The 21,039-nt window shown below is 58.2% G+C and carries 20 protein-coding genes and 1 tRNA gene; 14 read left to right on the top strand and 7 right to left on the bottom strand.

Annotated features, from left to right (window positions below; translation table 11 throughout):
• Window positions 1-3: 3 nt before the first annotated feature.
• Window positions 4-531, bottom strand: coding sequence for a toxin-activating lysine-acyltransferase (locus tag B4056_RS04050; protein WP_094111773.1), 528 nt, complete (start codon window positions 529-531; stop codon window positions 4-6).
• Window positions 532-533: 2 nt separating this feature from the next.
• The gene (locus B4056_RS04045; RefSeq protein ID WP_083429512.1) at window positions 534-2,225 is read right to left on the bottom strand and encodes a ShlB/FhaC/HecB family hemolysin secretion/activation protein; all 1,692 of its coding nucleotides are present in this window, start codon (window positions 2,223-2,225) and stop codon (window positions 534-536) included.
• A 436-nt stretch (window positions 2,226-2,661) separates the two neighbouring features.
• Here B4056_RS04045 and B4056_RS04040 point away from each other — a divergent pair, with 436 nt between their 5' ends.
• Genes B4056_RS04040 through B4056_RS04015 form a run of 6 tightly spaced genes read left to right on the top strand, consistent with a single transcriptional unit; the run spans window position 2,662 to window position 9,816 of the window.
• Window positions 2,662-5,199 (top strand): type VI secretion system Vgr family protein, encoded by a 2,538-nt coding sequence (locus B4056_RS04040; protein WP_094111774.1) that lies wholly within the window; start codon window positions 2,662-2,664, stop codon window positions 5,197-5,199.
• Entirely contained in the window at window positions 5,196-6,710 is a 1,515-nt protein-coding gene (locus B4056_RS04035; protein ID WP_288653912.1) for a T6SS effector phospholipase Tle3 domain-containing protein, read from the top strand. The genes B4056_RS04040 and B4056_RS04035 overlap by 4 nt, the downstream gene beginning before the upstream one ends.
• A 3-nt stretch (window positions 6,711-6,713) precedes the next feature.
• Window positions 6,714-7,340, top strand: coding sequence for an effector protein Tle3 domain-containing protein (locus B4056_RS04030; protein WP_288653911.1), 627 nt, complete (start codon window positions 6,714-6,716; stop codon window positions 7,338-7,340).
• Complete coding sequence (locus tag B4056_RS04025) at window positions 7,334-8,086, top strand: T6SS immunity protein Tli3 family protein (RefSeq protein ID WP_094111776.1); 753 nt, start codon at window positions 7,334-7,336, stop codon at window positions 8,084-8,086. Before B4056_RS04030 ends, B4056_RS04025 begins: the two co-directional genes overlap by 7 nt.
• A 50-nt stretch (window positions 8,087-8,136) precedes the next feature.
• Window positions 8,137-8,391: a PAAR domain-containing protein gene (locus B4056_RS04020; RefSeq protein ID WP_094111777.1), complete on the top strand. Its 255-nt coding sequence runs from the start codon at window positions 8,137-8,139 to the stop codon at window positions 8,389-8,391.
• Window positions 8,392-9,816, top strand: a complete 1,425-nt coding sequence (locus B4056_RS04015; RefSeq protein WP_094111778.1) for a hypothetical protein — start codon at window positions 8,392-8,394, stop codon at window positions 9,814-9,816.
• 193 nt (window positions 9,817-10,009) lie between these two features.
• Here the strand turns inward: B4056_RS04015 and B4056_RS04010 are convergent.
• Window positions 10,010-10,086: transfer RNA gene (locus B4056_RS04010), tRNA-Arg, on the bottom strand.
• A 95-nt stretch (window positions 10,087-10,181) separates the two neighbouring features.
• Window positions 10,182-10,685: a DUF1198 family protein gene (locus B4056_RS04005; protein WP_039383074.1), complete on the bottom strand. Its 504-nt coding sequence runs from the start codon at window positions 10,683-10,685 to the stop codon at window positions 10,182-10,184.
• A gap of 175 nt (window positions 10,686-10,860) precedes the next feature.
• Here B4056_RS04005 and folD point away from each other — a divergent pair, with 175 nt between their 5' ends.
• Together folD and ybcJ are read left to right on the top strand one after the other, a co-directional pair.
• Complete coding sequence (gene folD / locus B4056_RS04000; RefSeq protein WP_039383072.1) at window positions 10,861-11,727, top strand: bifunctional methylenetetrahydrofolate dehydrogenase/methenyltetrahydrofolate cyclohydrolase FolD; 867 nt, start codon at window positions 10,861-10,863, stop codon at window positions 11,725-11,727.
• Window positions 11,727-11,939: a ribosome-associated protein YbcJ gene (gene ybcJ, locus B4056_RS03995; protein ID WP_039383070.1), complete on the top strand. Its 213-nt coding sequence runs from the start codon at window positions 11,727-11,729 to the stop codon at window positions 11,937-11,939. Before folD ends, ybcJ begins: the two co-directional genes overlap by 1 nt.
• Window positions 11,940-11,972: 33 nt before the next feature.
• Here the strand turns inward: ybcJ and cysS are convergent, their stop codons facing one another.
• A complete protein-coding gene (gene cysS / locus B4056_RS03990) occupies window positions 11,973-13,358 on the bottom strand; it encodes a cysteine--tRNA ligase (RefSeq protein ID WP_094111779.1) in 1,386 nt (461 codons plus the stop codon).
• Window positions 13,359-13,573: 215 nt separating this feature from the next.
• Between cysS and ppiB the strand changes: the two genes are divergently transcribed.
• The 4 genes from ppiB to purK all read left to right on the top strand — a co-directional run bounded on the left by ppiB (window position 13,574) and on the right by purK (window position 16,486).
• Window positions 13,574-14,068 carry a peptidylprolyl isomerase B gene (ppiB, locus tag B4056_RS03985; protein WP_039383066.1) on the top strand — a complete coding sequence of 165 codons (495 nt, stop codon included), beginning with the start codon at window positions 13,574-13,576 and terminating at the stop codon, window positions 14,066-14,068.
• Window positions 14,068-14,784: a UDP-2,3-diacylglucosamine diphosphatase gene (gene lpxH, locus B4056_RS03980; protein ID WP_094111780.1), complete on the top strand. Its 717-nt coding sequence runs from the start codon at window positions 14,068-14,070 to the stop codon at window positions 14,782-14,784. Before ppiB ends, lpxH begins: the two co-directional genes overlap by 1 nt.
• A 131-nt stretch (window positions 14,785-14,915) precedes the next feature.
• Window positions 14,916-15,425, top strand: coding sequence for a 5-(carboxyamino)imidazole ribonucleotide mutase (gene purE / locus B4056_RS03975; protein ID WP_039383061.1), 510 nt, complete (start codon window positions 14,916-14,918; stop codon window positions 15,423-15,425).
• Window positions 15,422-16,486 (top strand): 5-(carboxyamino)imidazole ribonucleotide synthase, encoded by a 1,065-nt coding sequence (purK, locus tag B4056_RS03970; protein ID WP_288653905.1) that lies wholly within the window; start codon window positions 15,422-15,424, stop codon window positions 16,484-16,486. Before purE ends, purK begins: the two co-directional genes overlap by 4 nt.
• Window positions 16,487-16,522: 36 nt before the next feature.
• Here the strand turns inward: purK and ybbP are convergent, their stop codons facing one another.
• Window positions 16,523-18,940 carry a putative ABC transporter permease subunit YbbP gene (gene ybbP / locus B4056_RS03965; RefSeq protein ID WP_094111781.1) on the bottom strand — a complete coding sequence of 806 codons (2,418 nt, stop codon included), beginning with the start codon at window positions 18,938-18,940 and terminating at the stop codon, window positions 16,523-16,525.
• Complete coding sequence (gene ybbA, locus B4056_RS03960) at window positions 18,937-19,623, bottom strand: putative ABC transporter ATP-binding protein YbbA (RefSeq protein WP_039383054.1); 687 nt, start codon at window positions 19,621-19,623, stop codon at window positions 18,937-18,939. The genes ybbP and ybbA overlap by 4 nt, the downstream gene beginning before the upstream one ends.
• Between ybbA and tesA the strand changes: the two genes are divergently transcribed.
• Together tesA and B4056_RS03950 are read left to right on the top strand one after the other, a co-directional pair.
• Entirely contained in the window at window positions 19,591-20,223 is a 633-nt protein-coding gene (gene tesA, locus B4056_RS03955; protein ID WP_139803627.1) for a multifunctional acyl-CoA thioesterase I/protease I/lysophospholipase L1, read from the top strand. The two genes, ybbA and tesA, sit on opposite strands and share 33 nt — an antisense overlap.
• 25 nt (window positions 20,224-20,248) lie before the next feature.
• Complete coding sequence (locus B4056_RS03950) at window positions 20,249-21,022, top strand: SDR family oxidoreductase (protein ID WP_094111782.1); 774 nt, start codon at window positions 20,249-20,251, stop codon at window positions 21,020-21,022.
• Window positions 21,023-21,039 lie beyond the last annotated feature (17 nt).

Here is a 21,039-nt window from a genome sequence, read left to right as displayed (position 1 = left end):
TTATCAGATTTGCGGTAACGCGGCGGCGAGCGGATGCTGCTGGCGCCACGTTTTTGCCGCTTTATGGGTCACGCGGCTGCCATGAAAGCTGAATACGCGCCTGCCGCGCTGCTCACCGCGGTGATCTAATGCCCGCCAGCAGGCATGAGGAAAGAGATCGCGCCGGATCAGGCGACTCATCGCTACGGTATGGCCAAATGGCGCGATCCAGTCGCAGCACCACATGCGTGTGCCACTGTTCCACGCGTCAGGCGGAAAATGGATAGCGGGCCGTGTAAGATAAAGCGCTTCGGCTTCTTCGTTCAGCCAGGCCCAGCTGAAGAAAAAAACCGGCGTACCGGCTTCAGCCACCAGCACATATTGTCGCTGTTTGATGATCGGCAGCAGCAGCGTCGGCAGGGCGTGCAGCGGCGCATCACGATGCAGCGGCGAGTGCATCCAGAGCCACACCGCCGATCCCAGTATTTCCGCTTCACTCTCTTCACCGCCCAGAATCAGCGGTGATTTAACCTCATACTTGCCTGCGCGCATTCTCAGTAGCTCCAGTTGAGGTTGAAGCCGAGCGTGACGCTGCTGGTGCGTAAACCGTCAGGCTTCGACAGCGGCGTCCCGATAAACAGGTCATAACCGGTATTCCAGGCCTGACCGCGCAGCCCCGCCACCCCGCCCGCCAGATGCTGGCCGGTCAGCAGCTCACTGCCCGCGCCGCCCACCTCGCCATAGTCCGCGCCCAGGTAGAACTCCTGTGCAGGCAGCGGCGTACTCCAGGCGATGTCATTGCGGACGAACCAGCCGCGGCTCGCGTTCAGCGTGCGTTCGCCGTCGAAACCGCGCACAGTCCAGCGGTTACCTATCGAAAACTGCTCCTGCGGCGTGAGCGGCGTATTACTCATCTGACGCAGGTATTGCGCACCGTAGCGAAAATGCTGGCTGCCGATGCTGAACGGCAGGCTGAACTGCGCATTGAGCTGAACGATTTTGCTCAGCGCCGTCGCCTCGCCGAAATACTCCTCGGGTGCGGGCTGGGCACCGAACCAGCGCGTGCCGCGCTGATAGCTGATGCCCGCATCCAGCGTCGCCTGGCGGATATAGTGGCGGTGTTGCAGACCGATACGCCACGCCGCCGTCTGGCGATGCTGCACCTGAACTTCGGTGTCGTTGATATAGTTGCGGGTTTCGCGCGTCAGGACGTCATAGGTCAGCGAGGTTTTTTGCGAGCCGCTGCGATGCAGTACCCGGCTAAGCTGTAAATCGAGGCTCTGACTTTTTCCGCTATAGCGGTAGTCCTGATGGGTTCCGGCGACCGTCTGGTGATAGTCATAGTCGCTGGCCGTTGCGGAGAACATCCAGTATCCAAACGGCACCGAGTAGTGGCCGATGACGTTTTTGCTGCCTTTACCGCCTTTGCCCTGCAGATCGTGCGTGGCCGACAGATAAAAAAGATCGCTCAGCGCAAAAGGGTTATCGAGCGACAGCGTGACGCCACCCAGATAGCGTCCGGTGCTGCGCGTACCGGAATCATCCAGCGAGAGACCGAGGCGCCACATCTTTTTCTGCTGCCAGCGTACCTCTATATCGCTCTCGCCCGGCTGTTCACCGGGCACGACCGACATATCGGCTACCACGGTCGGCAGCCGCTGCAGGTTTTCCAGCCCCTGTTCGATATCACGCAAATCCAGCAGATTACCGTCGCGGGCAGGAAATGCGCTGTAGAGCCACAGATAACGATCGCTACCCGGCGTCAGTCTGGCCTCCCGCACGTAACCGGGCAGGATCACCAGTCGTAGCGTGCCGCTGTTAAGGTCCTGCGAAGGTGCCAGCACCCGCGTAGTAACATAGCCATGATCAACCAGCCGGTTTTGCAGCGTACTCATCAGCAGATTAATGCCGCGCCCGCCCAGGCACTTTCCCTGCGCCTGGCTGGCAATAGCGTTAAGCGGCAGCCAGTGCGGCAGCGCCTGCTGCCCTTCAAGCACGATACGCGTGAGAGGAAAGCAGGGTTTTTCTGCAGGAAAAGAGAGGCGGCCAAAACCAGAAGCGGGCGGTGAAAGTCGCACATCAGGCGCTTTCGGCTCTATCTGCTGCTCCAGCGCCCGCTGGCGCTGTTGCTGCTGCCGGACCTGTTCACCTGCATCAGGCAAGGGCTCCGCAGTGGCCTCGCTGGTTATAAAAGCAGCAACCAGAAAAGAGAAACAGAGCGTAATTGATGTATCAGATGAAACCATCAGACAATCCTTGTCACGTAAACTAAACGCAAATCTTATTAATTAATATAAAAATTGCCGCATATTATTCACGAAAATGACCTGATAACAACGTCAGTATGGTTTTTTTTAAGCCAGATAATTTAGACTGATTAATCATTCTGCTAATTTTTCCGGGATGTATGTTATGCAGCAGCGAGAGTAGAGAGAGGCAAAAAAAGGGCCATTATTTACTGAAAGGCCGGACTGCTGGCAAAAGCGCATCCGTCTGCTGACTCAGGATAGGGGCGGAAAACCGAAAAAATCATGACCAGAGTCCGTTGCCCTGCAGGGTTCAATGCTTCTCCCCTGTCGGAATCAGAGCCAGAATTAAATCAAATTTTACAATATACTAACCCTCTGTAATTATTTACACTTGTCCTTATGGTTTGTAATGCCAAACTAAATAAGGATATCTATGCCCCTGACAGGACGTTCGGGCTCATTCGCCGTTGCGGATTCGCTCAATCACTATCTGCTCGCCTTTGAAAGCTGCGAGATCGTTGCAGACGTTAAATCTTTCGAAGGGCGAGAGTCCCTTAGCCAGCCCTATCGATTTATCATCCGCTTTACTTCATCCGTTCAGGATATACCACCTGAGAAAGTGATGATGCAGCCGGCAGTTTTTATGATGCGGGCCTGTTCCACGGCGTGCTCCCTCTTTCGGCCTGCTAAGGATCGCTGGCACACATTACGCAAAATTTATGGGGTTATCACCCGCCTTTCCCATATATCAACCAGCGTTGACGAATCAACGTATGAAGTCACACTCGAACATCCTCTGGCGCTGATGTCCAGCACGCACCGGTACGCTATCTATCAGCGGACGTCTGTTCCCGAGCTCGTCAATTCTGTCCTGAAGTCGCACGGCTTTAGGGATTATGAGATTGACATGAGCCTGCTGCAGTGGCGTTACCCCAGGCGTGAGATGATCGTTCAGTGGGGAGAGAGTGACCTGAGTTTTATCCGGCGTCTGCTTTCTGAAGTCGGGATCTGGTTCCGCTTCTGCAAACATGAAACTGCTGAAGAGATCACCGTCATCGTATTTGCCGATCAGCAGGCAGGCTACCTATCTGGCGCGAAAATTCAGTCGCTGCCCGGAGCAGGGTTAACAGGCGATACCCTGACAATATGGCAGATGCGCTGCCACTCAGCGGTGGTGCCTGCATCGGTACGTACGCGCAATTACGACTACCGGCAAAGCCGGCTTATTCCGCCGGAACATGAGGCGGACATGAGCGGTGAAGCTCCCTACACCACAGGCAGCGATTATCACTACGCTGATATTCAGCATAGCACGGGCGATCGGTGGAGCAGCATTCAGGGCGGAGATGCTGAAACAGCCTGGCACTATGCCCGCATCCGCCATGAGCGCCATCTGTCCGGCCGGACGTGTCTGGAAGCCATCACTGACGATCCCGCACTGCAGCCGGGCATGGTGGCTGAAATCGACGGCGAGCAGCCTGAAGCATTTATGTCCGGCTTTCTTATCGTTGAGAGCGTCTGCCGCGCAAGCCGGGCAACAGGCTATCAGACGGCACTCAGCGGTATTCCCTGTAGTGAGCGCGCCGCTTTCCGGCCGGAGCGCCTGCCAAGACCGGTTATCTCAGGAACGATTCCCGCCCGCGTCTCCGGCAGCGTTATGAACGATAGCCTTGCCCGTCCCGATAGTCAGGGGCGCTATCGGGTGAAATTCAGTTTTGATCTCGCCAGCTGGGAGAAAGGCAGGGAAAGCATGCCTGTCCGTCTGGCCCGCATCTACGCAGGCGATAAGTATGGCGTGCATTTTCCGCTGCTGGACAACACGGAGGTGGCAATCGCATTTGAAAGTGGCGATCCCGAGCGGCCTTACATTGCCCATGTATTGCATGACGCGCTAAATCCGGACGTCGTTAACGATAGTAACAGCACGCGCAATGTTATCCGGACAAAGGGGAAGAACAAAATCCGGCTGGAAGATGCGGCAGGCAATGAGCACATCAAGCTATCAACCGAGTTCGGCAAAACGCAGCTTAACCTCGGTCATATGGTCGATACCGGTCGCAAAGCACGCGGTAAAGGCGCAGAGTTGCGCACCGATCATCACGCCACCGTGCGTGCCGCAAAGGGGATCTACCTGACGACCGCCGCGCAGACCGGTGCACGCGGAACGCTGCTGGAGATGACCGACGCGATCGCGCATCTGGAGCAGGCGCTCAGCATAGCTTACAGCCTGCAGTCGTCGGCCGCCGGGGCCGGCGCTGACGGCGCTGACACTGCCCCGCAGCAGGCGCTGCAGCAGGCCGTTTCCGGGCTGGCGCAGCCGGGCATTCTCTCCTGGGGTGAAGCGGGTATTGCACAGGCAACACCTGAAAGCCTCCATCTCGCCGCCGGTAAAGATGCGGTGATCACCGCCGGCAGTAACGGCAGCGTCAGCGTGTTCAAACGTCTTTCTGTCGCGGCGGGCCAGGGAATTTCCGCCTTTGTGCGCAGGCTTGGCATCAAACTGATTGCCGCGTCTGGCGATATCACGCTTCAGGCGCAGCGCGGCCAGCTGGCGGCGCTTGCCGATCGGAACATGCAGATCGCCAGCGTCAACGGAGAGCTTCAGATAAGCGCCAAAAAAGGCCTGTATCTGCACTGCGGCGGCGGCGGGATCCGCCTGCACCCGAACGGCGGCGTAGAGATATTCTCGCCGGCGCACATTGAGCAGAAAGCGCCGACTCTTGTTTATCAGAAGGGGGAACCAGCAAAAATTGTCGATCCGCTGTTTAAAGATAACCCGCTGGCGCGCGGTGTACGCCTGTACCGAAACGGCGACCGGAAACACCCGCTGGTCAGCCAGCCCTTCCGCGTTACCCGGCCGGACGGCAGCACGGTGGAGGGTATCACCGATGCTGCCGGGCACTCTCCGCTGCTGGATCTTGCAGAGACCGAACAGCTGGTTGTTACGCTTATCAGGGAGGCAAAGCGATGACTCATCACACCTCAAAAAACAGCGCCTTTAACGATCCGGAACTGGGCAGCTTCATCGGCCTTAATCGCGATACCGCCGGCGGTATGCTGATGCAGGAGTTTCCTGTAAACAGCCCCCTGCCCTGTATTGTTATTCTTGTACACGGCGTCAACGACATCGGCGAAGCTTACGAAACGCAGGAGAAAGGGATTATTGCCGGGCTGAATACCCGACTGGCGCGCGACGACATGTACCCGCACCAGTGGAGTGAAATTGAGGGATTAACCGACCTGAAAGATGCGCCAAAGCGCGTGACGGCCAGCGGGCGATCGCCGGTTATTCCGTTCTACTGGGGCTATCGCCCGGTCGATCGTGAAACCTATAACGCAGACCAGCGGCGCTACCGTGATGAGGTCGCCCGCCTCGGGCTGGAAACAGTTCTCCCCTACGATGCGTTTCAGGAAGATGATCCGGTACGGCTGAAAAAGCTGAACGCTGAGGGACGCGGCTTCTGCAACGATAACTACGGCAACGTGCTGAACCTGGCAGCAGCGAAGAATGGCGGCACCTTTGCTAACGCAACCACCTGCATTCCTGACATGCTGGGGCCCGGCGCGAACGGCGGGGCCATCTGGATGGCGGGGATCTACAGCCGCAAACTTAACGGCGGGGACTTTACCCACCCGATTTATGGCAATCCGCACCGCATTTATCAGTTTTTTGCTGCTCAGCGGCTGGCAGATCTGATTCTGGAAATCAGAAAGAACCCCAGTACACGTCACGACACCATCAATATAGTGGCGCACAGCCAGGGCACCATCATTACCATGCTGGCGAATATGCTGGTCAGGCAACAGGTAGCTGATTATCCGGTTGCCGACTGCGCCATCCTCTGCCACTCCCCCTACTCACTTGATCCGCGGCTCATGGAAAATATGCTGCCCGGCAAGCAGCAGACGTCGCACGGGCGTCAGGAGACGCTGCGTAATTTCTGCCGGCTGATGGCCACAAATCCAAAGTATGACGCCACGGGTTGCTACCGGCCGGAGTTTGTCACAGCCATGTACCACGATACCACGCTGTGGCGCAAACACTGCTGGAGCAGCGATCCCCGCTACAGCCGCAATAACTACGGCCGGGTTTATAACTATTTCTGCCCGAATGACGGCACAGTGTCGCTGTCCAGTGTGCAGGGCATCGGCTGGCGCGGTATTCCTGATACGCTCGCCGGCGGCATACCCAATCTCTATCAGCGCGCGTTCTGTCAGCACCACAGTACGGGCGGTAACGCGTCCGGTGCGCCTTTCAAAAAGCCTGCTTTCCGGCCCGGTGATTTTACGTATGACGGCTGGCCCACTAACGTGGCCTATCCAATGGAAAGCGGCGTGACTGAAAACGCCGAGGCCCTGCCTGAAGTGATAGAGCTGACCCTGATGGGGCACGATCGCAGCGGGGACATGAAATATAAAACGGGCGTTGGAGGCGAAGATCGCTATATCGACTACTCCGCCCGCGAGTATGAGAACGCCTAGCAGGTGACAGAGTTTCGTCCGGCGATCGGATTTGTTTATCCGCATCGCTCCGGTCAGCTGCTGTCTGAAACCGAGCTGGCTGCGGTCAACCGGTATTACGGCACCGCGTTTGTCTCCGGTCGCGTGGTCGGCAGCAGCACGCAGCGCTACCAGCTGAAGCGGCGTAAAACAAGCGAAGAAATCAACGAGATGGAAAAATATGGCGATCCGGTGAGGTTCAGCCAGCACTCTTCAATAGTGATGGATCAGAACGTGCAGGAAAAGGCTGTTGCCTACGACCTCGCCATCGGTAACTGCATGGCCTTTGAAGATCCCGCCTTCTGGCTCAATCTGCGCAAGCGTGCAGACTGGCGGCACGAGTTTAATCCGGATGCAAAAACAAAAAATTATCATAAAACCGGCATTCTGGATTTGGAAGAAACCAAACAATTTATGAATAAACCGGATCAAACTTTGCCGGTTGGTGAGTTCGGCGTGGTGAATGATTATGGTCCGAAAACGTGCGTAGAGCCCGCCCGGCATCCGGAGGTGCATCATAAAGAAGTGCCTGTACATCAGTGGGACATGCCGGAGCCGGCAGGCTATCGCGATGTGCCGGCAAAGAAAAAAGCGGAGGGAACGATATGGTGACGTTATGGAAACACATTGTAATTACAGCGCTGGCAGCTTTGATTGTGCTGACTGCCAGCGGCTGCAGCGGCAAGCCGCTGAAGAAACGGCAGATGCCGGTGCAGGTGGTGTACCGCTTTGACGACCACCGCTGGCTGGAGCTGCACGGGGTCGCCTGCGAGGGCGCCCTGTGGTTTGTGGATGAGAAGCGCGATATCCGCAGTGAGGTATCGTCGCAGTTTTATCGCATCTTTACCAAGCCCTACATCAACGCCTCCGAACGCTACATCGCTGTTCCATGGTGGAACTCTTCCGGCATGACAATTTCACGAGATTATGGTCGCACATGGATGTCTTCAACCGTAAAAGGCCGTGAAGATGACGAAGCGGGTTCTGATTCTCCCGCATACGAAAACATCGCTTCCCTGACCGTGGTCAACGACCAGGGATTTCTGCTGACGAAGCAGGGACACCTCTATATGTCCTCTCACCCTTTTGACGATCCGCGCATCATGCCGGGCGGAGAAGGGATTAACTACAGCTATACATTTAAAGGCAAAGTTTACTATGACCGGCTGGACGCTATTCGTCCTGGCAAAGGTGAGAACGTTTCGCGCTGGGGTCTCCTTTATATCGACCCCCGCATCCTGCCAGTAAGAATGGAGCAGTATTACGCCAACTTCCAGAATCTGCCGACCCGGGTGCCGGAGGTAAAGGGCTATACGGGCTGGACCCGCATGCAGTGCGATATGAAGGCGGGAATGTGATTTCATTTGCACAAAAATAAATTTAACAGGACAGAGAGTAAGGATATTTCATGGATGGCGTTATTCGACTGGGAGACCGCCTGTCGGCGGGAGGCTATGTTACTGAAGCTTCAGGAGAGATGTTCGATGGTAAGCCGGTAATGCTGATCGGCGACAAAGCGCGGTGCAGTCAGCATGGTGAAACCGCTGCTGCTGAAGGGCATCCTGCCTGGATCATGAACGGCCGTCACGTTGTGACCCATCGTTGCAAAGTGGCGTGCGGATGCCTGCTATTAAGCTCTTTGCCCGAAGCAGGAGTGCGATAAATGAAATATTTCTGGAAGCCGTTGCTCTCTTGTCCGGAGAAAACGGAAATACGCTTTCCCCGTCTGTTTACGATAGCTGCAGGTATTGTGGCCCTTATATTGATGCTGATGTTCAGTGCCCTGACGCTTGAGAATGCGCAGCTAACGCTCAGCATGCTTATCTGGCGATTACTGGCGCTCCCTGTTGCGGTCTGCATGACGGTTGTTTCGCTATGCTTTATTTTTTTCAACATTCTCTGTTGCTGGCGTCTTTTGATGCAGCTTGCGTACTGCGGTGTTGAATCAGACTGGCAATCACGGGCTTCTGAATGGACGCTGCTGGCTGAACACACCTCAATCTTTCCGGTTGATAACGCAGCCCTGAAAATGCTCGGACTTGAGGGGAAAATGCCGGTGGATGGCGATATTCCCCTCAGGCTTTCCGTTGAGGATGATGAAAGGTCAGGCATGGGACGGATGCTGGTCACAGTGCAGCGCCTGCTGGAACAGCTGGATCTGACACAGATTGACGCCATCACCGAACGTCCTGAACTGTTTCTCTACATGGGTAATACAGCAGGATCTGTTCGCGATGACATCACATCGCTGGTCCGCTCTTTCCATGCCGCATTCCGCCATGCCAGCTTTCACTATTTTGACGACATGCCTGAACTGTCACTGGTTCAGCAGTGGACAGACGGGTCGTTTAACGGATTTCGTCTGCTGTTAATTGCCGAACTGCATGATGGCGATAATCGTAACTTTTGTGAATATGCCTGTGCACTGCTCTTTTCCCGCTACCGGCAAATAAGCGGAAACAGAGTGCCGGTCTGCTGTTTTAAAGGAATGAGCGCTCAAATTTATAACCTTGAGCGCAGGATTAATGCACTGCTGTCTGCCGGGCAAGTCAGGCCCGCTGACCTGCGGCACGTCTGGACCAGCGATCTGCAGGGAGAAAGTCTTAATTTGCTGAAAAATTCCCTGGCGGAGAACAATGCAGGAATTAACGTCCGGAGCTGGCAAAATATGCGGATAGCCGATACCTGGACGACGGGCTATCAGTGGCTGATGATGGACTGGGCAGCCATGGCAGTTCGTAACGGAGAACGTGCTCAGCTGCTGGCAGCAAGGGAGAAGAGAGGCGAGCAAATCACGTTTCTTCAAATGAACGGGAAACTTGCCCGGCCCGAGGACAATTACAGCCCTGCCTACATCAAAAGTCTCAAAAAGAGCGGCAGTCTGCTTGGCTGCAGTTTTATACTTGCCACCTCTCTGCTGCTTATGACAATCAGTATCGAGGTGGGATGGAGCTTTGAAAAAGATTTCTTTACCCGCAGCGCAGTATTTATCATGCCGATAATCTTAACGCTTTTATCTATCGGGTTTATGCTCGGGAAAAGTTATAAAAAAGAAGCTGAGCTGAACAGATATTATGATTACGAATAAAACATACTGTACGGTTTCAGCAACCGCGTCTGAAATCCTTATGTCACTGTATTGTTAATTCAGATAGCTGAGCCGCTATTGTTAACAGAGCGGCGAAAAACTGCGACGGCGACCCTCAGGCAGTCGTGTCCCAAATCTGTCCCATGCTGAAAAAATGAAAGCTGGCGGAGTGGCGTAACTGCTTGATTTGACTTGGCGCGCCCTACAGGATTCGAACCTGTGACCTACGGCTTAGAAGGCCGGTGCTCTATCCAGCTGAGCTAAGGGCGCTGAGGAGTTGGGTCGGATTATACGTCGGGAAGCGGGTACGTCAACGTTTTTGCCGTTTCTGTGCAGCGGAGTGCTGCGGGAATAACCAATTTGCATCAATGGCGTTTGCGCCATTCGCTGAGCGACACGAGATTACTGGTGCCGGTGGATTCCCCTTCCAGCTCAATCCCTTGTGGCGTAAAGCGCGCATTATATTGCTCACGCCGCGCGTGCAGCTCCTGGCTGTCCGGCTCCAGCTGGCGCAGAAAGCCCAGCGCGAGCAGCAGCTGCTGGCGGCTGATGAGTGCCGGGAAACCGGCGCGGCTGAGGATCGCATGCCAGCGCTGGCTGTTCTCCTCGCTGCCGTCAACAATCAGTACCTGCCAGATCAGCAGTACCGCTGCGCCATTGTGCAGATGCGTTTCGTTATCGCGGCTGAGGTAGTCGGTGAACTCTTTCGCCGCCTCTTTCCCCATCATCGAGAGCATTGACTCCACCTGTACCGGCGGCAGCTGCAGCCGCTTGCTGAGCCGCTGGGCAGCGTGACGTGAGGCGGCGGTGATCAGCTGAAATCCAGCCACAAACACCACTGCCAGAGTGGCAAGCATTATCCAGATCATTACATCGTTCCCAGAGTGTCCTGCAGATATCATACCCATGCAGGCTGGCACGCGTCACCACGAAAAAAGCCTGAAAGCGCGCAGGCTGCTGAAACTGTGACTGACAGCTGCCCGCGCTTCTGCCAGAATAGGCACCATCCCCGATTTAACTCTCTACAGATGGATTTCCTCTCTGATGGCAGCAAAAATTATTGACGGTAAAACGATTGCGCAGCAGGTGCGTAGCGAAGTTGCGGAAAAAGTGCAGCAGCGCCTGGCGGCGGGCAAACGTGCGCCGGGTCTGGCCGTGATCCTGGTGGGCGAAAATCCCGCTTCGCAGATCTACGTCACGCACAAACGTCGCGCCTGCGAAGAGGTGGGCTTTGTCTCCCGTGCTTATAACCTGCCCGACTCCACCGGCGAAAGCGAGCTGCTGACGCTGATTGATGAGCTGAACAGTGACCCGGCGATTGACGGCATTCTGGTGCAGCTACCGCTGCCGGCCGGTATCGACAACGTCAAGGTGCTGGAGCGCATCACGCCGGATAAAGATGTGGATGGTTTCCATCCATATAACGTGGGTCGCCTCTGCCAGCGTGCGCCGAAACTGCGTCCCTGCACGCCGCGCGGTATTATCACGCTGCTGGAGCGTTATAACATCGATACCTATGGCCTGAACGCCGTAGTGGTCGGCGCGTCTAACATCGTTGGCCGCCCGATGAGCATGGAGCTGCTGCTGGCAGGCTGTACCACGACGGTTACTCACCGCTTCACCCGCGATCTGCGCCATCACGTGGAGCACGCCGATCTGCTGGTCGTGGCCGTGGGCAAGCCCGGTTTTATTCCGGGTGACTGGATCAAACCAGGCGCGGTGGTGATTGACGTCGGCATCAACCGGCTGGAGAGCGGTAAAGTGGTGGGCGACGTTGATTTTGCCGCTGCCGCTGAGCGCGCCTCTTACATTACGCCAGTCCCGGGCGGGGTCGGACCGATGACAGTAGCCACTTTAATTGAAAACACGCTGCTGGCGTGCGAAGCGTATCACGACGTGGAGGAAGCATAATGGCGAGTTTCTCACTGGGTAAACATCAGCACGTTGATCTTTGCGATCTGCTGAAGCTGGAAGGCTGGGTAGAGAGCGGCGCGCAGGCCAAAGCGGTGATTGATGAAGGTGAAGTGCGCGTGAACGGGGCGATTGAAACGCGCAAGCGCTGTAAAATCGTCGCCGGACAGACGGTAGAGTTTGCCGGCCAGCGCATAACGGTGGTCGCATAGCAAAAAGGGCGAACCCGGGTTCGCCCTTTTTTCTTATTTACGTCGCCAGGTGGTGCCCTGCGGACCATCTTCCAGCACAATGCCGAGCGCGTTAAGCCGGTCACGCGCCACATCCGCCTGCGCCCAGTCTTTCGCCTGACGCGCGTCGTTGCGCATTTTGATCAGCTGCTCAATCTCTGCGACTTCGTCATTATTCGTCTGCGCTCCGCTCTGCAGGAACAGCTCCGGATCCTGCTGCAAAATCCCCAGCACATTCGCCAGCTCGCGCAATCTGGCCGCCAGCCCGTCAGCCGCCGCTTTATCTTCACTCTTCAGGCGGTTCACGTCGCGCGCCATATCAAACAGCACCGAGTAGGCTTCCGGCGTGTTGAAGTCATCATCCATCGCCGCGCGGAAACGCGCTTCAAAAGCTTCGCCACCGGCAGGCTGCGCGCCGGTATCGGTATGCCGCAGTGCGGTATACAGACGCTCCAGCGCCGCACGTGCCTGGTTGAGGTTATCTTCGCCGTAGTTAAGCTGGCTGCGATAGTGTCCTGACATCAGGAAATAGCGTACGGTTTCGGCGTCATAGTGCTGCAGCACATCGCGCACGGTGAAGAAGTTGCCGAGTGATTTTGACATCTTCTCACGGTCAACCATCACCATGCCGGAGTGCATCCAGTAATTGACATAGGGACCGTCGTGCGCGCAGGTGGACTGCGCCACTTCATTTTCATGGTGCGGAAACATCAGGTCAGAGCCGCCGCCGTGAATATCAAAGTGGCTGCCAAGCTGCTTGCAGTTCATGGCGGAGCACTCGATGTGCCAGCCCGGACGACCGTTGCCCCACGGCGATTCCCACGACGGCTCATCGGCTTTGGACATCTTCCACAGCACGAAATCCATCGGGTTGCGTTTTACCTCTGCCACTTCCACACGGGCACCCGCCTGCAGCTGCTCCAGATCCTGACGCGACAGCGCGCCATAATCGGTATCGCTCAGCACATCAAACATCACATCGCCGTTCTCCGCCACGTAGGCGTGACCGCGTTCAATCAGCCGCTCCACCAGCTCAATAATTTCCGCGATATGGCGCGTGGCACGTGGTTCCAGATCCGGCGGCAGGATGCCCAGTGCGGCAAAATCCTGGTGCATCTCCGCAATCATGCGGTTGGTCAGCGTCTCAATGGTTTCGCCATTTTCGTTAGCGCGGCGAATAATTTTGTCATCAATATCAGTGATATTACGCACATACTTCAGCTGATAGCCAATATAGCGCAGGTAACGCGCCACCACGTCAAATGCCACAAACGTACGCCCGTGGCCGATATGACAGAGGTCGTAAACCGTAATACCACACACGTACATGCCGATTTCACCAGCATGAATAGGTTTAAATTCCTCTTTCTGTCGACTCAGGGTGTTATAGATCTTTAGCATTGAACGGTTCCGTTTTTATCGTGTGCGGGAGACGCCTTCTTTGGTAGCCTGATATTGTGCCGTATTTTTCTGACTTGTGCATCGCTGAGATACCAGATGCCGTTGCCTTGCTGACGCGTTCCGGGAAATTATGTTATAAGAGGCGTCGACAAAATGCCCGTCCGTACGCGAACGCGGCAACTGATACTGAATACAACCTCCACAGGACGAATATAATGGTCACTTTCCAGACGAACCATGGCGATATCGTAATCAAAACCTTTGATGATAAAGCGCCGGCCACCGTACAGAACTTCCTGGACTACTGCCGTGAAGGTTTTTATGACAACACTATTTTCCACCGTGTCATCAATGGCTTTATGGTTCAGGGCGGCGGTTTCGAACCGGGCATGAAGCAGAAAGCCACCAAAGCTGAAATCCGCAACGAAGCGAACAACGGCCTGAAAAACACCAAAGGCACGCTGGCGATGGCGCGCACTCAGGCTCCGCACTCGGCAACCGCACAGTTCTTTATCAACGTTGCTGACAACGACTTCCTGAACTTCCGCGACGAAAGCCTGCAGGGCTGGGGTTACTGCGTGTTTGCTGAAGTGGTTGAAGGTATGGATGTCGTCGAAAAAATCAAAGCGGTGAAAACCGGCCGCAGCGGTATGCATCAGGACGTGCCGACCGAAGACGTTGTCATCCAGAAAGTGACCGTCAGCGAGTAATGTCGCGCACGCTGTTTATCGCAGATCTCCATCTGTGTCAGGAAGAACCGGCAATTACTGCCGGTTTTCTGCATTTTTTGCAGGGTGAAGCGCGGCAGTGCGAGGCGCTTTACATCCTGGGCGATCTGTTTGAAGCCTGGATTGGCGATGACGATCCTAATCCGCTGCATCAGCAGATCGCCACCGCCCTGCGCGCCCTGCCGGTGCCGGTCTATTTTATTCACGGCAACCGCGATTTCCTGCTGGGCAAGCGCTTTGCCCGCGCCAGCGGCATGACGCTATTGCCGGAGGAGAAGGTGCTGGAGCTGTATGGTCAGCGCGTGCTGATTATGCACGGCGACACGCTCTGCACGGACGATGCTGGCTATCAGCGCTTTCGCGCAAAGGTCCACCAGCGCTGGCTGCAGCGGCTGTTTCTGGCGTTGCCACTGCGTCTGCGGTTGCGCATCGCGACCAGAATGCGCGCCGGCAGCCGGCAGGCGAACCAGCATAAATCGCTGGCCATTATGGATGTAAACCCGCAGGCGGTGGCAGCAGCCATGCAGCGCCAGCAGGCTCCGCTGCTGATCCACGGCCATACGCACCGGCCGGAAATCCACACGCTCTCTCTGAATGGTCTTCCCGCGCAGCGCGCTGTTCTTGGGGCATGGCACAACGCAGGCTCGATGATCCAGCTGGACGCCAGCGGCATAAAACTGATCGCCTTCCCCTTCTGATTTTACGGGTGCAATTGCCCGTTTTCTGGCCGCGCAACCGTTTTCCTTGCTGCTATCTCATGCTATCCTCTGTGCCCTTCTTACCTGCCTCACCGGCCAGGTTCGTTTGTCTATTCACAGGAGTTGACCGCATGTCATCCACTGCCGCCCCGGCCCGTATCGCTATCGTCATGGGTTCCAGAAGTGACTGGGCTACCATGCAGTTCGCCGAGGAAATTCTCAACAGCCTGGACGTTCCCTTTCACGTGGAGGTGGTTTCTGCCCACCGCACCCCGGACAAGCTGTTCAGTTTTGCTGAAGGTGCCGCTGCGCATGGCTACCAGGTGATTATTGCGGGCGCCGGCGGTGCTGCGCATCTGCCCGGCATGATCGCAGCAAAAACGCTGGTGCCGGTGCTGGGCGTACCGGTGCAGAGCGCCGCGCTGAGCGGTGTTGACAGCCTCTACTCGATTGTACAGATGCCGCGCGGCATTCCGGTGGGTACGCTGGCCATTGGCAAAGCGGGCGCAGCCAACGCGGCGCTGCTGGCCGCGCAGATCCTGGCCACCCACGATGCGGCACTGGCATCGCGTCTCACCGCGTGGCGCCAGGCGCAGACCGATGAGGTGCTGGAGAATCCGGATCCGCGGGGTGAGGCATGAAGCCGGTATGCGTACTGGGTAACGGTCAGCTGGGCCGTATGCTGCGCCAGGCGGCTGAGCCGCTGGGCATTGCGGTCTATCCGGTGGGACTGGATGCGGAGCCCGCCTCGCTGCCCATTGCAGAGAGCGTGATCACCGCCGAGATTGAACGCTGGCCGGAAACCGCCCTGACGCGCGAGCTCGCCCGCCACCCCGCCTTTGTGAACCGCGATATCTTCCCGCGCCTTGCCGACCGTTTCACGCAGAAGCAGCTGCTGGATGAGCTTGGTCTGGCTACCGCACCGTGGCAGCTGCTGGCCGCACCTGATGAGTGGCCGGCGGTGTTTGAGAAGCTGGGCGAACTGGCGATTGTCAAACGCCGCACCGGCGGTTATGACGGTCGCGGCCAGTGGCGGCTGCGGGCGGATGAAACAGAGACGTTACCCGCTGAGTGCTATGGCGAGTGCATTGTTGAACAGGGCATAAATTTTAGCGGTGAGGTTTCGCTGGTAGGCGCGCGCGGTCAGGATGGCAGCATGGTATTCTACCCGCTGACACACAACCTGCACGAAGAGGGCATTCTGCGCACCAGCGTGGCGTTCCCGCAGGCGGATAGTGCACAGCAGCAGCAGGCGGAAACCATGCTGCGCGCCATTATGCAGGCGCTGGATTACGTGGGCGTCATGGCGATGGAGTGCTTTATCACGCCGCAGGGACTGCTGATCAATGAGCTGGCACCGCGCGTGCACAACAGCGGTCACTGGACGCAGAACGGCGCGTCCATCAGCCAGTTTGAGCTGCATCTGCGCGCCATTCTTGGCCTGCCGCTGCCGCAGCCGGCGGTATTCGCACCCTCGGTGATGGTGAATCTGATCGGCAGCGACGTAAACCACGCCTGGCTGGCGCAGCCGCTGGTGCATCTGCACTGGTATGGCAAAGAGGTCCGGCCTGGCCGCAAGGTGGGACACCTGAATCTCACTGACAGTGAGCCATCACGTCTTGCCACTGCCCTGCACGCGCTGCAGCCGCTGCTGCCGCCGGAATACGCCTCGGGCCTCGCCTGGGCGCAGGCGAAGCTCTGAGTTGCTGACGGGATCCCTCAGACAGAGGGATCCTGATTACGCCGCTTCAAAGCGCCGGAACAGCGCTTTGCCCTTCAGCAGTCGCACGCCCAGCCAGCCGCCGCACAGCGACAGCAGAAGCGCTCCGCACAGCGGTAGCGCAAACCACAGCGTCCAGTCGGGCTGCCAGGGAAAATCGAAAATTTTACGCTGCAGTGCCCACAGCGCGGCCTCTGCACCCAGCGCAGCCGCTATTCCGGAAACCACGCCGAGCAGAGCAAACTCACACCACAGCGTGCCGCGCAGCAGACGTTTGCTCGCGCCCAGCGTGCGATACACCACCAGCTCCTGACGACGCTGGCGCATGCCGATCTGGATCTGCGCCAGCAGCAGCAGGACACCGCACAGCGTCACCAGCACCACCATGATTTCCAGCGCCTGACTCACCTGCGCCAGCACCTGGCCAATCTGTTTCATGATGCTGCCAATATCGAGCAGGCTCAGCGTCGGGAACGTCCGGTTCAGCTGCGCCAGCAGCGCCGGATTATTCGCCATGCGGAAGCTGGTCAGCCATGTCTGCGGCTGCTGCTCCAGCGCGCCGGGCGGGAAGATAAAAAAGAAGTTAGGCCGCAGGCTCTCCCAGTCCACCTTACGCAGACTGCTGATGCGCGCGCTGAACGTCTGCGTATCGCCGCTAAAGGTCAGCTCATCCCCTGGCTTAACGCCCAGCCGCTGCGCCAGTTCGGCTTCAATCGAAACCTCCCCTGGCCGCGGGGGCCAGCTGCCGGCAAGCAGCGGGTTGTGATCCGGCCGCTGCGCCTGCCAGGTCAGATTGAGCTCGCGGTTCAGCGCATTATCCTGACGCGGATCGGCAGCTTTGCCGTTCAGCTCAACCAGACGCGCACGCACGACGGGATAAAAGGTTTCCGGTTTGATCTGATGCTGCTGCAAAAAGTCACGCACCTGTGGCACCTGCGCCTGCGTAATATTCAGCAGAAAATAGTTTGGTGCATCCGGCGGCAGCTGCTGCTGCCAGCGATCGAGCAGATCGCCGCGCATAACCAGCAGCAGCGCCAGCAGCATAAAAGAGAGCGAGAACGCGGCCAGCTGGCTCAGCGTCATTGCCGGCTGTCGCAGCAGACGGTTAATGGCAAGCCGCAGCGCCAGGTTACGCACGACCAGCCGGCGCAGCAGCAGCAGCGTACCCCAGCCCAGCACGGCGAGCAGCAGCGCCAGCAGTACGACGCCGGTGAGCAGCGCCCAGAGCATTTTGCTGCCCCCCAGCAGCAGCGCCAGCAGCAGCACCACCACCAGCGCCATCGCCGGCAGATAGACGCGCAGCGGCCAGACGCGCGCCACCGCATCGCGCCGCAGTACGCGCAGCGGCTGGGTCGCCATCAGCAGACGATAAGGACGCAGCCCCACCAGCAGGGAAATAACAAACATGGTGCCCAGCGCCCAGAGCCATGGCCAGAGGCTGGCGGCAGGCAGCGATGCGGGCAGCACCGGCTTCAGCAGGGTAAGCAGCAGCAGTTCGATCCCCTGCCCCAGCGCGCTGCCGGTCACGCCCGCTAACAGCAGCACCGCCAGCCACTGGCCGATAATCAGCCGCTGCAGCGCACGTCGCGTGGCCCCCAGCGTTTTCAGCACCGCCACCAGATCGTAACGGCTGCGGCAGTAGTGGCTCATCGCTACCGCCACGGCCGCGATGGCCAGTAGCAGCGTCAGTAATGCCGACAGCAGCAGAAACTGCTGCGCGCGCTGCATGGAACGGCCCAGCGCATCCTCTGAGTTTTCGGTGCTTATCCAGCGTTCGCCCCCTTTAAGGCGCGGCTCGATCCAGCGATCGTAGCGCGCCAGCGGTGCGGCGTCGCCGGAAAACTTATAGCGCCAGCTCAGGCGGCTGCCGGGCTGAACGGCGCCGGTTTTTTCAACGTCCGCCAGGTTCATTAACAGACGAGGCGCCGTCTGGAAGGGATTGAATCCGCTGTCCGGCTCCTGGATCACCGTACCGGCAATGCGCAGCGTGGCGTCGCCGACCTCTATCGGATCGCCGACGCGCAGATCCAGCAGCGCCAGCAGACGTGCGGCGACCAGCACGCTGCCTGCCGCCGGACGCAGGCCCGGTGGCTCGGTCTGCAACGTACCAAACATCGGATAGGCGTCATCCACCGCTTTAACATCTGCCAGCTGTGGCGTCTCCCGCGCAAAGGTCATAGTGGTGAAGCTGAGCTGACGGCTGATCGCTAATCCCTCCTCACGCGCCTGCGTCAGCCAGGCTTCCGGCACCGGCCGGCTGCTGCGCAGCGTACGATCGCCCGCCATAAAGTCGCGGCTCTGCTGGCTGAGTCCTTTCTCCATGCGATCGCTGATGGAACCCAAAGCCAGCACGCAGGCCACCGCCAGCGTCAGCGCCAGCCAGACAATCAGCAGCGAAGGCGAGCGCCATTCGCGCCAGAACCAGCGCCAGATCATGCCTCCTCCCACAGCTTGCCGTCACGCAGCCGCAGCCGCCGATCGCAGCGCGCGGCCAGCTGCTCATCATGGGTCACCAGGATCAGCGTTGTGGCGTAATCACGGTTGAGCGAGAACAGCAGATCGGCAATGCGTTCCCCGGTCTGACGATCGAGATTACCGGTGGGCTCATCCGCAAACAGCAGGCCGGGACGCCCGCTAAATGCGCGCGCCAGCGCCACCCGCTGCTGTTCACCTCCTGAAAGCTGTGCAGGAAGATGATGCAGGCGCGCTTTCAGGCCAAGCTGCGCCAGCAGCTCGCTGGCCTGTGCCCGGCTGTCGCGATCGCTCTCGCCGCGCAGCAGCGCCGGCAGCTGCACGTTCTCCAGCGCGTTTAGCGTGGGCACCAGCATAAATGACTGAAACACAAAACCGACTTCGCGTGCGCGCAGCGCCGCGCGCTGCTCTTCGTTCATGCGGTGCAGCGGCTGACCCAGCAGATGAACCTCGCCGCTGCTGCCATCATCCAGCCCGGCGAGGATCCCCAGCAGCGTCGACTTCCCCGATCCCGATTCGCCAATCAGCGCGAGCGTTTCGGCTGGTTTGACAACCAGCTCAACTCCGGTAAGGATTGAGAGCTGATGCTCACCCTGACCGACGGACTTAGTAAGATGATGAACCGCAACAATGTTTTCCGCTGGCATTATCCCTTCCTGTGTGTGGTGCTGCTGCTGGTATCGCGCATCGCTGCAGCCGATACGCTGATGGTATTAGGTGACAGCCTGAGCGCCGGCTACCGGATGTCTGCCAGCGCCGCCTGGCCTGCCCTGCTCAGCACGCGCTGGCAGCAGCAGCCCAACGTCGTCAACGCCAGCATCAGCGGTGATACCGCCGGACAGGGTCTGGCACGGCTGCCTGCACTATTAAAACAGCATCAGCCGCGCTGGGTGTTAATCGAACTGGGCGGTAATGATGGTTTACGCGGTTTTCCGCCGCAGGCTATCGCGCAGGATCTGCGTGCGATTATCCTTGCGGTGAAAGCCGCTGACGCGCAGCCGCTGCTGATGCAGATCCGGCTGCCTGCTAATTATGGACGACGATACACTGAAGCGTTCAGCGCCATCTATCCGCGCCTGGCGGAAGAGTACAGCCTGCCGCTGGTGCCCTTTTTTATGGAGCAGGTCTATCTGAAGCCGGAGTGGATGCAGCAGGATGGTATTCACCCCAATCCGGATGCGCAGCCGTTTATTGCCGGCATTATGGCTGACGCGCTGGCTCCGCTAGTTAAGCATGACTCGCGCTAAGTCGTGCTATTTGACAGGTAAAGAAATGCAAAAATCGGTTTTGATCACCGGCTGCTCCAGCGGTATCGGGCTGGCAGCCGCCAGCGATTTGCAGGCGCGCGGCTACCACGTGCTTGCCGCCTGCCGCCGCGCCGAGGATGTTGCGCGGATGACTGCTCTGGGATATACCGGCATCCTGCTCGACCTCGACGATGCCGCAAGTGTGGATGCCGCGGCAGAACAGGTGCTGGCACTCACCGGGCATTGCCTGCACGGGCTATTTAATAACGGCGGATTTGGCCAGTATGGGCCGCTGAGCAGCGTCAGCCGCCAGCAGCTTGAAAAGCAGTTCTCCACCAACCTCTTTGGTACCCATCAGCTGACGATGCGGCTGCTGCCGGCGCTGCAGAACAGCGGCGACGGCCGCATTATCAATACCAGCTCGGTGCTGGGACTGATCTCCACCCCGGGGCGTGGCGCCTATGCCGCCAGCAAGTGGGCGCTGGAGGCGTGGAGCGATGCGCTGCGTATGGAAGTGCGCGCCAGCGGCGTGCGCGTCAGCCTGATAGAGCCGGGACCGATCGCCACGCGCTTCACCGATAACGTGCAGCAGGGTGAACAGGAGAAGCCGGTGCAGAATCCCGGTATCGCAGCGCGTTTTACCCTGCCGCCGGAAGCGATTCTGCCCAAACTGCGCCATGCGCTGGAGAGCCGTCACCCGCGGCTGCGCTATCCGGTTACGCTGGTGGCCTGGGGCATGAGTTTTCTGAAACGACTGCTGCCGGGCTGGATGCTGGATCGCATTTTGCGCAGCAACTGAGCGGTAACATCAGTCAG

Source organism: Pantoea sp. UBA7232 (genome assembly GCF_002473195.1).
In the GTDB taxonomy this organism is placed as follows: Bacteria; Pseudomonadota; Gammaproteobacteria; order Enterobacterales; family Enterobacteriaceae; genus Pantoea; species Pantoea eucrina.
Note: the sequence above shows the minus strand (reverse complement) of the source record. Positions and strands in the feature narration are given on the sequence as shown.

Coding starts and splice junctions, on each gene's coding strand:
- purK (WP_288653905.1), top strand. CDS start 15,422: ATGAAGCCGGTATGCGTACTGGGTAACGGTCAGCTGGGCCGTATGCTG.
- ppiB (WP_039383066.1), top strand. CDS start 13,574: ATGGTCACTTTCCAGACGAACCATGGCGATATCGTAATCAAAACCTTT.
- B4056_RS04035 (WP_288653912.1), top strand. CDS start 5,196: ATGACTCATCACACCTCAAAAAACAGCGCCTTTAACGATCCGGAACTG.
- B4056_RS04040 (WP_094111774.1), top strand. CDS start 2,662: ATGCCCCTGACAGGACGTTCGGGCTCATTCGCCGTTGCGGATTCGCTC.
- purE (WP_039383061.1), top strand. CDS start 14,916: ATGTCATCCACTGCCGCCCCGGCCCGTATCGCTATCGTCATGGGTTCC.
- ybbA (WP_039383054.1), bottom strand. CDS start 19,623: ATGCCAGCGGAAAACATTGTTGCGGTTCATCATCTTACTAAGTCCGTC.
- ybcJ (WP_039383070.1), top strand. CDS start 11,727: ATGGCGAGTTTCTCACTGGGTAAACATCAGCACGTTGATCTTTGCGAT.
- B4056_RS04005 (WP_039383074.1), bottom strand. CDS start 10,685: ATGATCTGGATAATGCTTGCCACTCTGGCAGTGGTGTTTGTGGCTGGA.
- ybbP (WP_094111781.1), bottom strand. CDS start 18,940: ATGATCTGGCGCTGGTTCTGGCGCGAATGGCGCTCGCCTTCGCTGCTG.
- B4056_RS04050 (WP_094111773.1), bottom strand. CDS start 531: ATGCGCGCAGGCAAGTATGAGGTTAAATCACCGCTGATTCTGGGCGGT.
- folD (WP_039383072.1), top strand. CDS start 10,861: ATGGCAGCAAAAATTATTGACGGTAAAACGATTGCGCAGCAGGTGCGT.
- B4056_RS04020 (WP_094111777.1), top strand. CDS start 8,137: ATGGATGGCGTTATTCGACTGGGAGACCGCCTGTCGGCGGGAGGCTAT.
- cysS (WP_094111779.1), bottom strand. CDS start 13,358: ATGCTAAAGATCTATAACACCCTGAGTCGACAGAAAGAGGAATTTAAA.
- B4056_RS03950 (WP_094111782.1), top strand. CDS start 20,249: ATGCAAAAATCGGTTTTGATCACCGGCTGCTCCAGCGGTATCGGGCTG.
- lpxH (WP_094111780.1), top strand. CDS start 14,068: ATGTCGCGCACGCTGTTTATCGCAGATCTCCATCTGTGTCAGGAAGAA.
- B4056_RS04045 (WP_083429512.1), bottom strand. CDS start 2,225: ATGGTTTCATCTGATACATCAATTACGCTCTGTTTCTCTTTTCTGGTT.
- tesA (WP_139803627.1), top strand. CDS start 19,591: ATGATGAACCGCAACAATGTTTTCCGCTGGCATTATCCCTTCCTGTGT.
- B4056_RS04015 (WP_094111778.1), top strand. CDS start 8,392: ATGAAATATTTCTGGAAGCCGTTGCTCTCTTGTCCGGAGAAAACGGAA.
- B4056_RS04025 (WP_094111776.1), top strand. CDS start 7,334: ATGGTGACGTTATGGAAACACATTGTAATTACAGCGCTGGCAGCTTTG.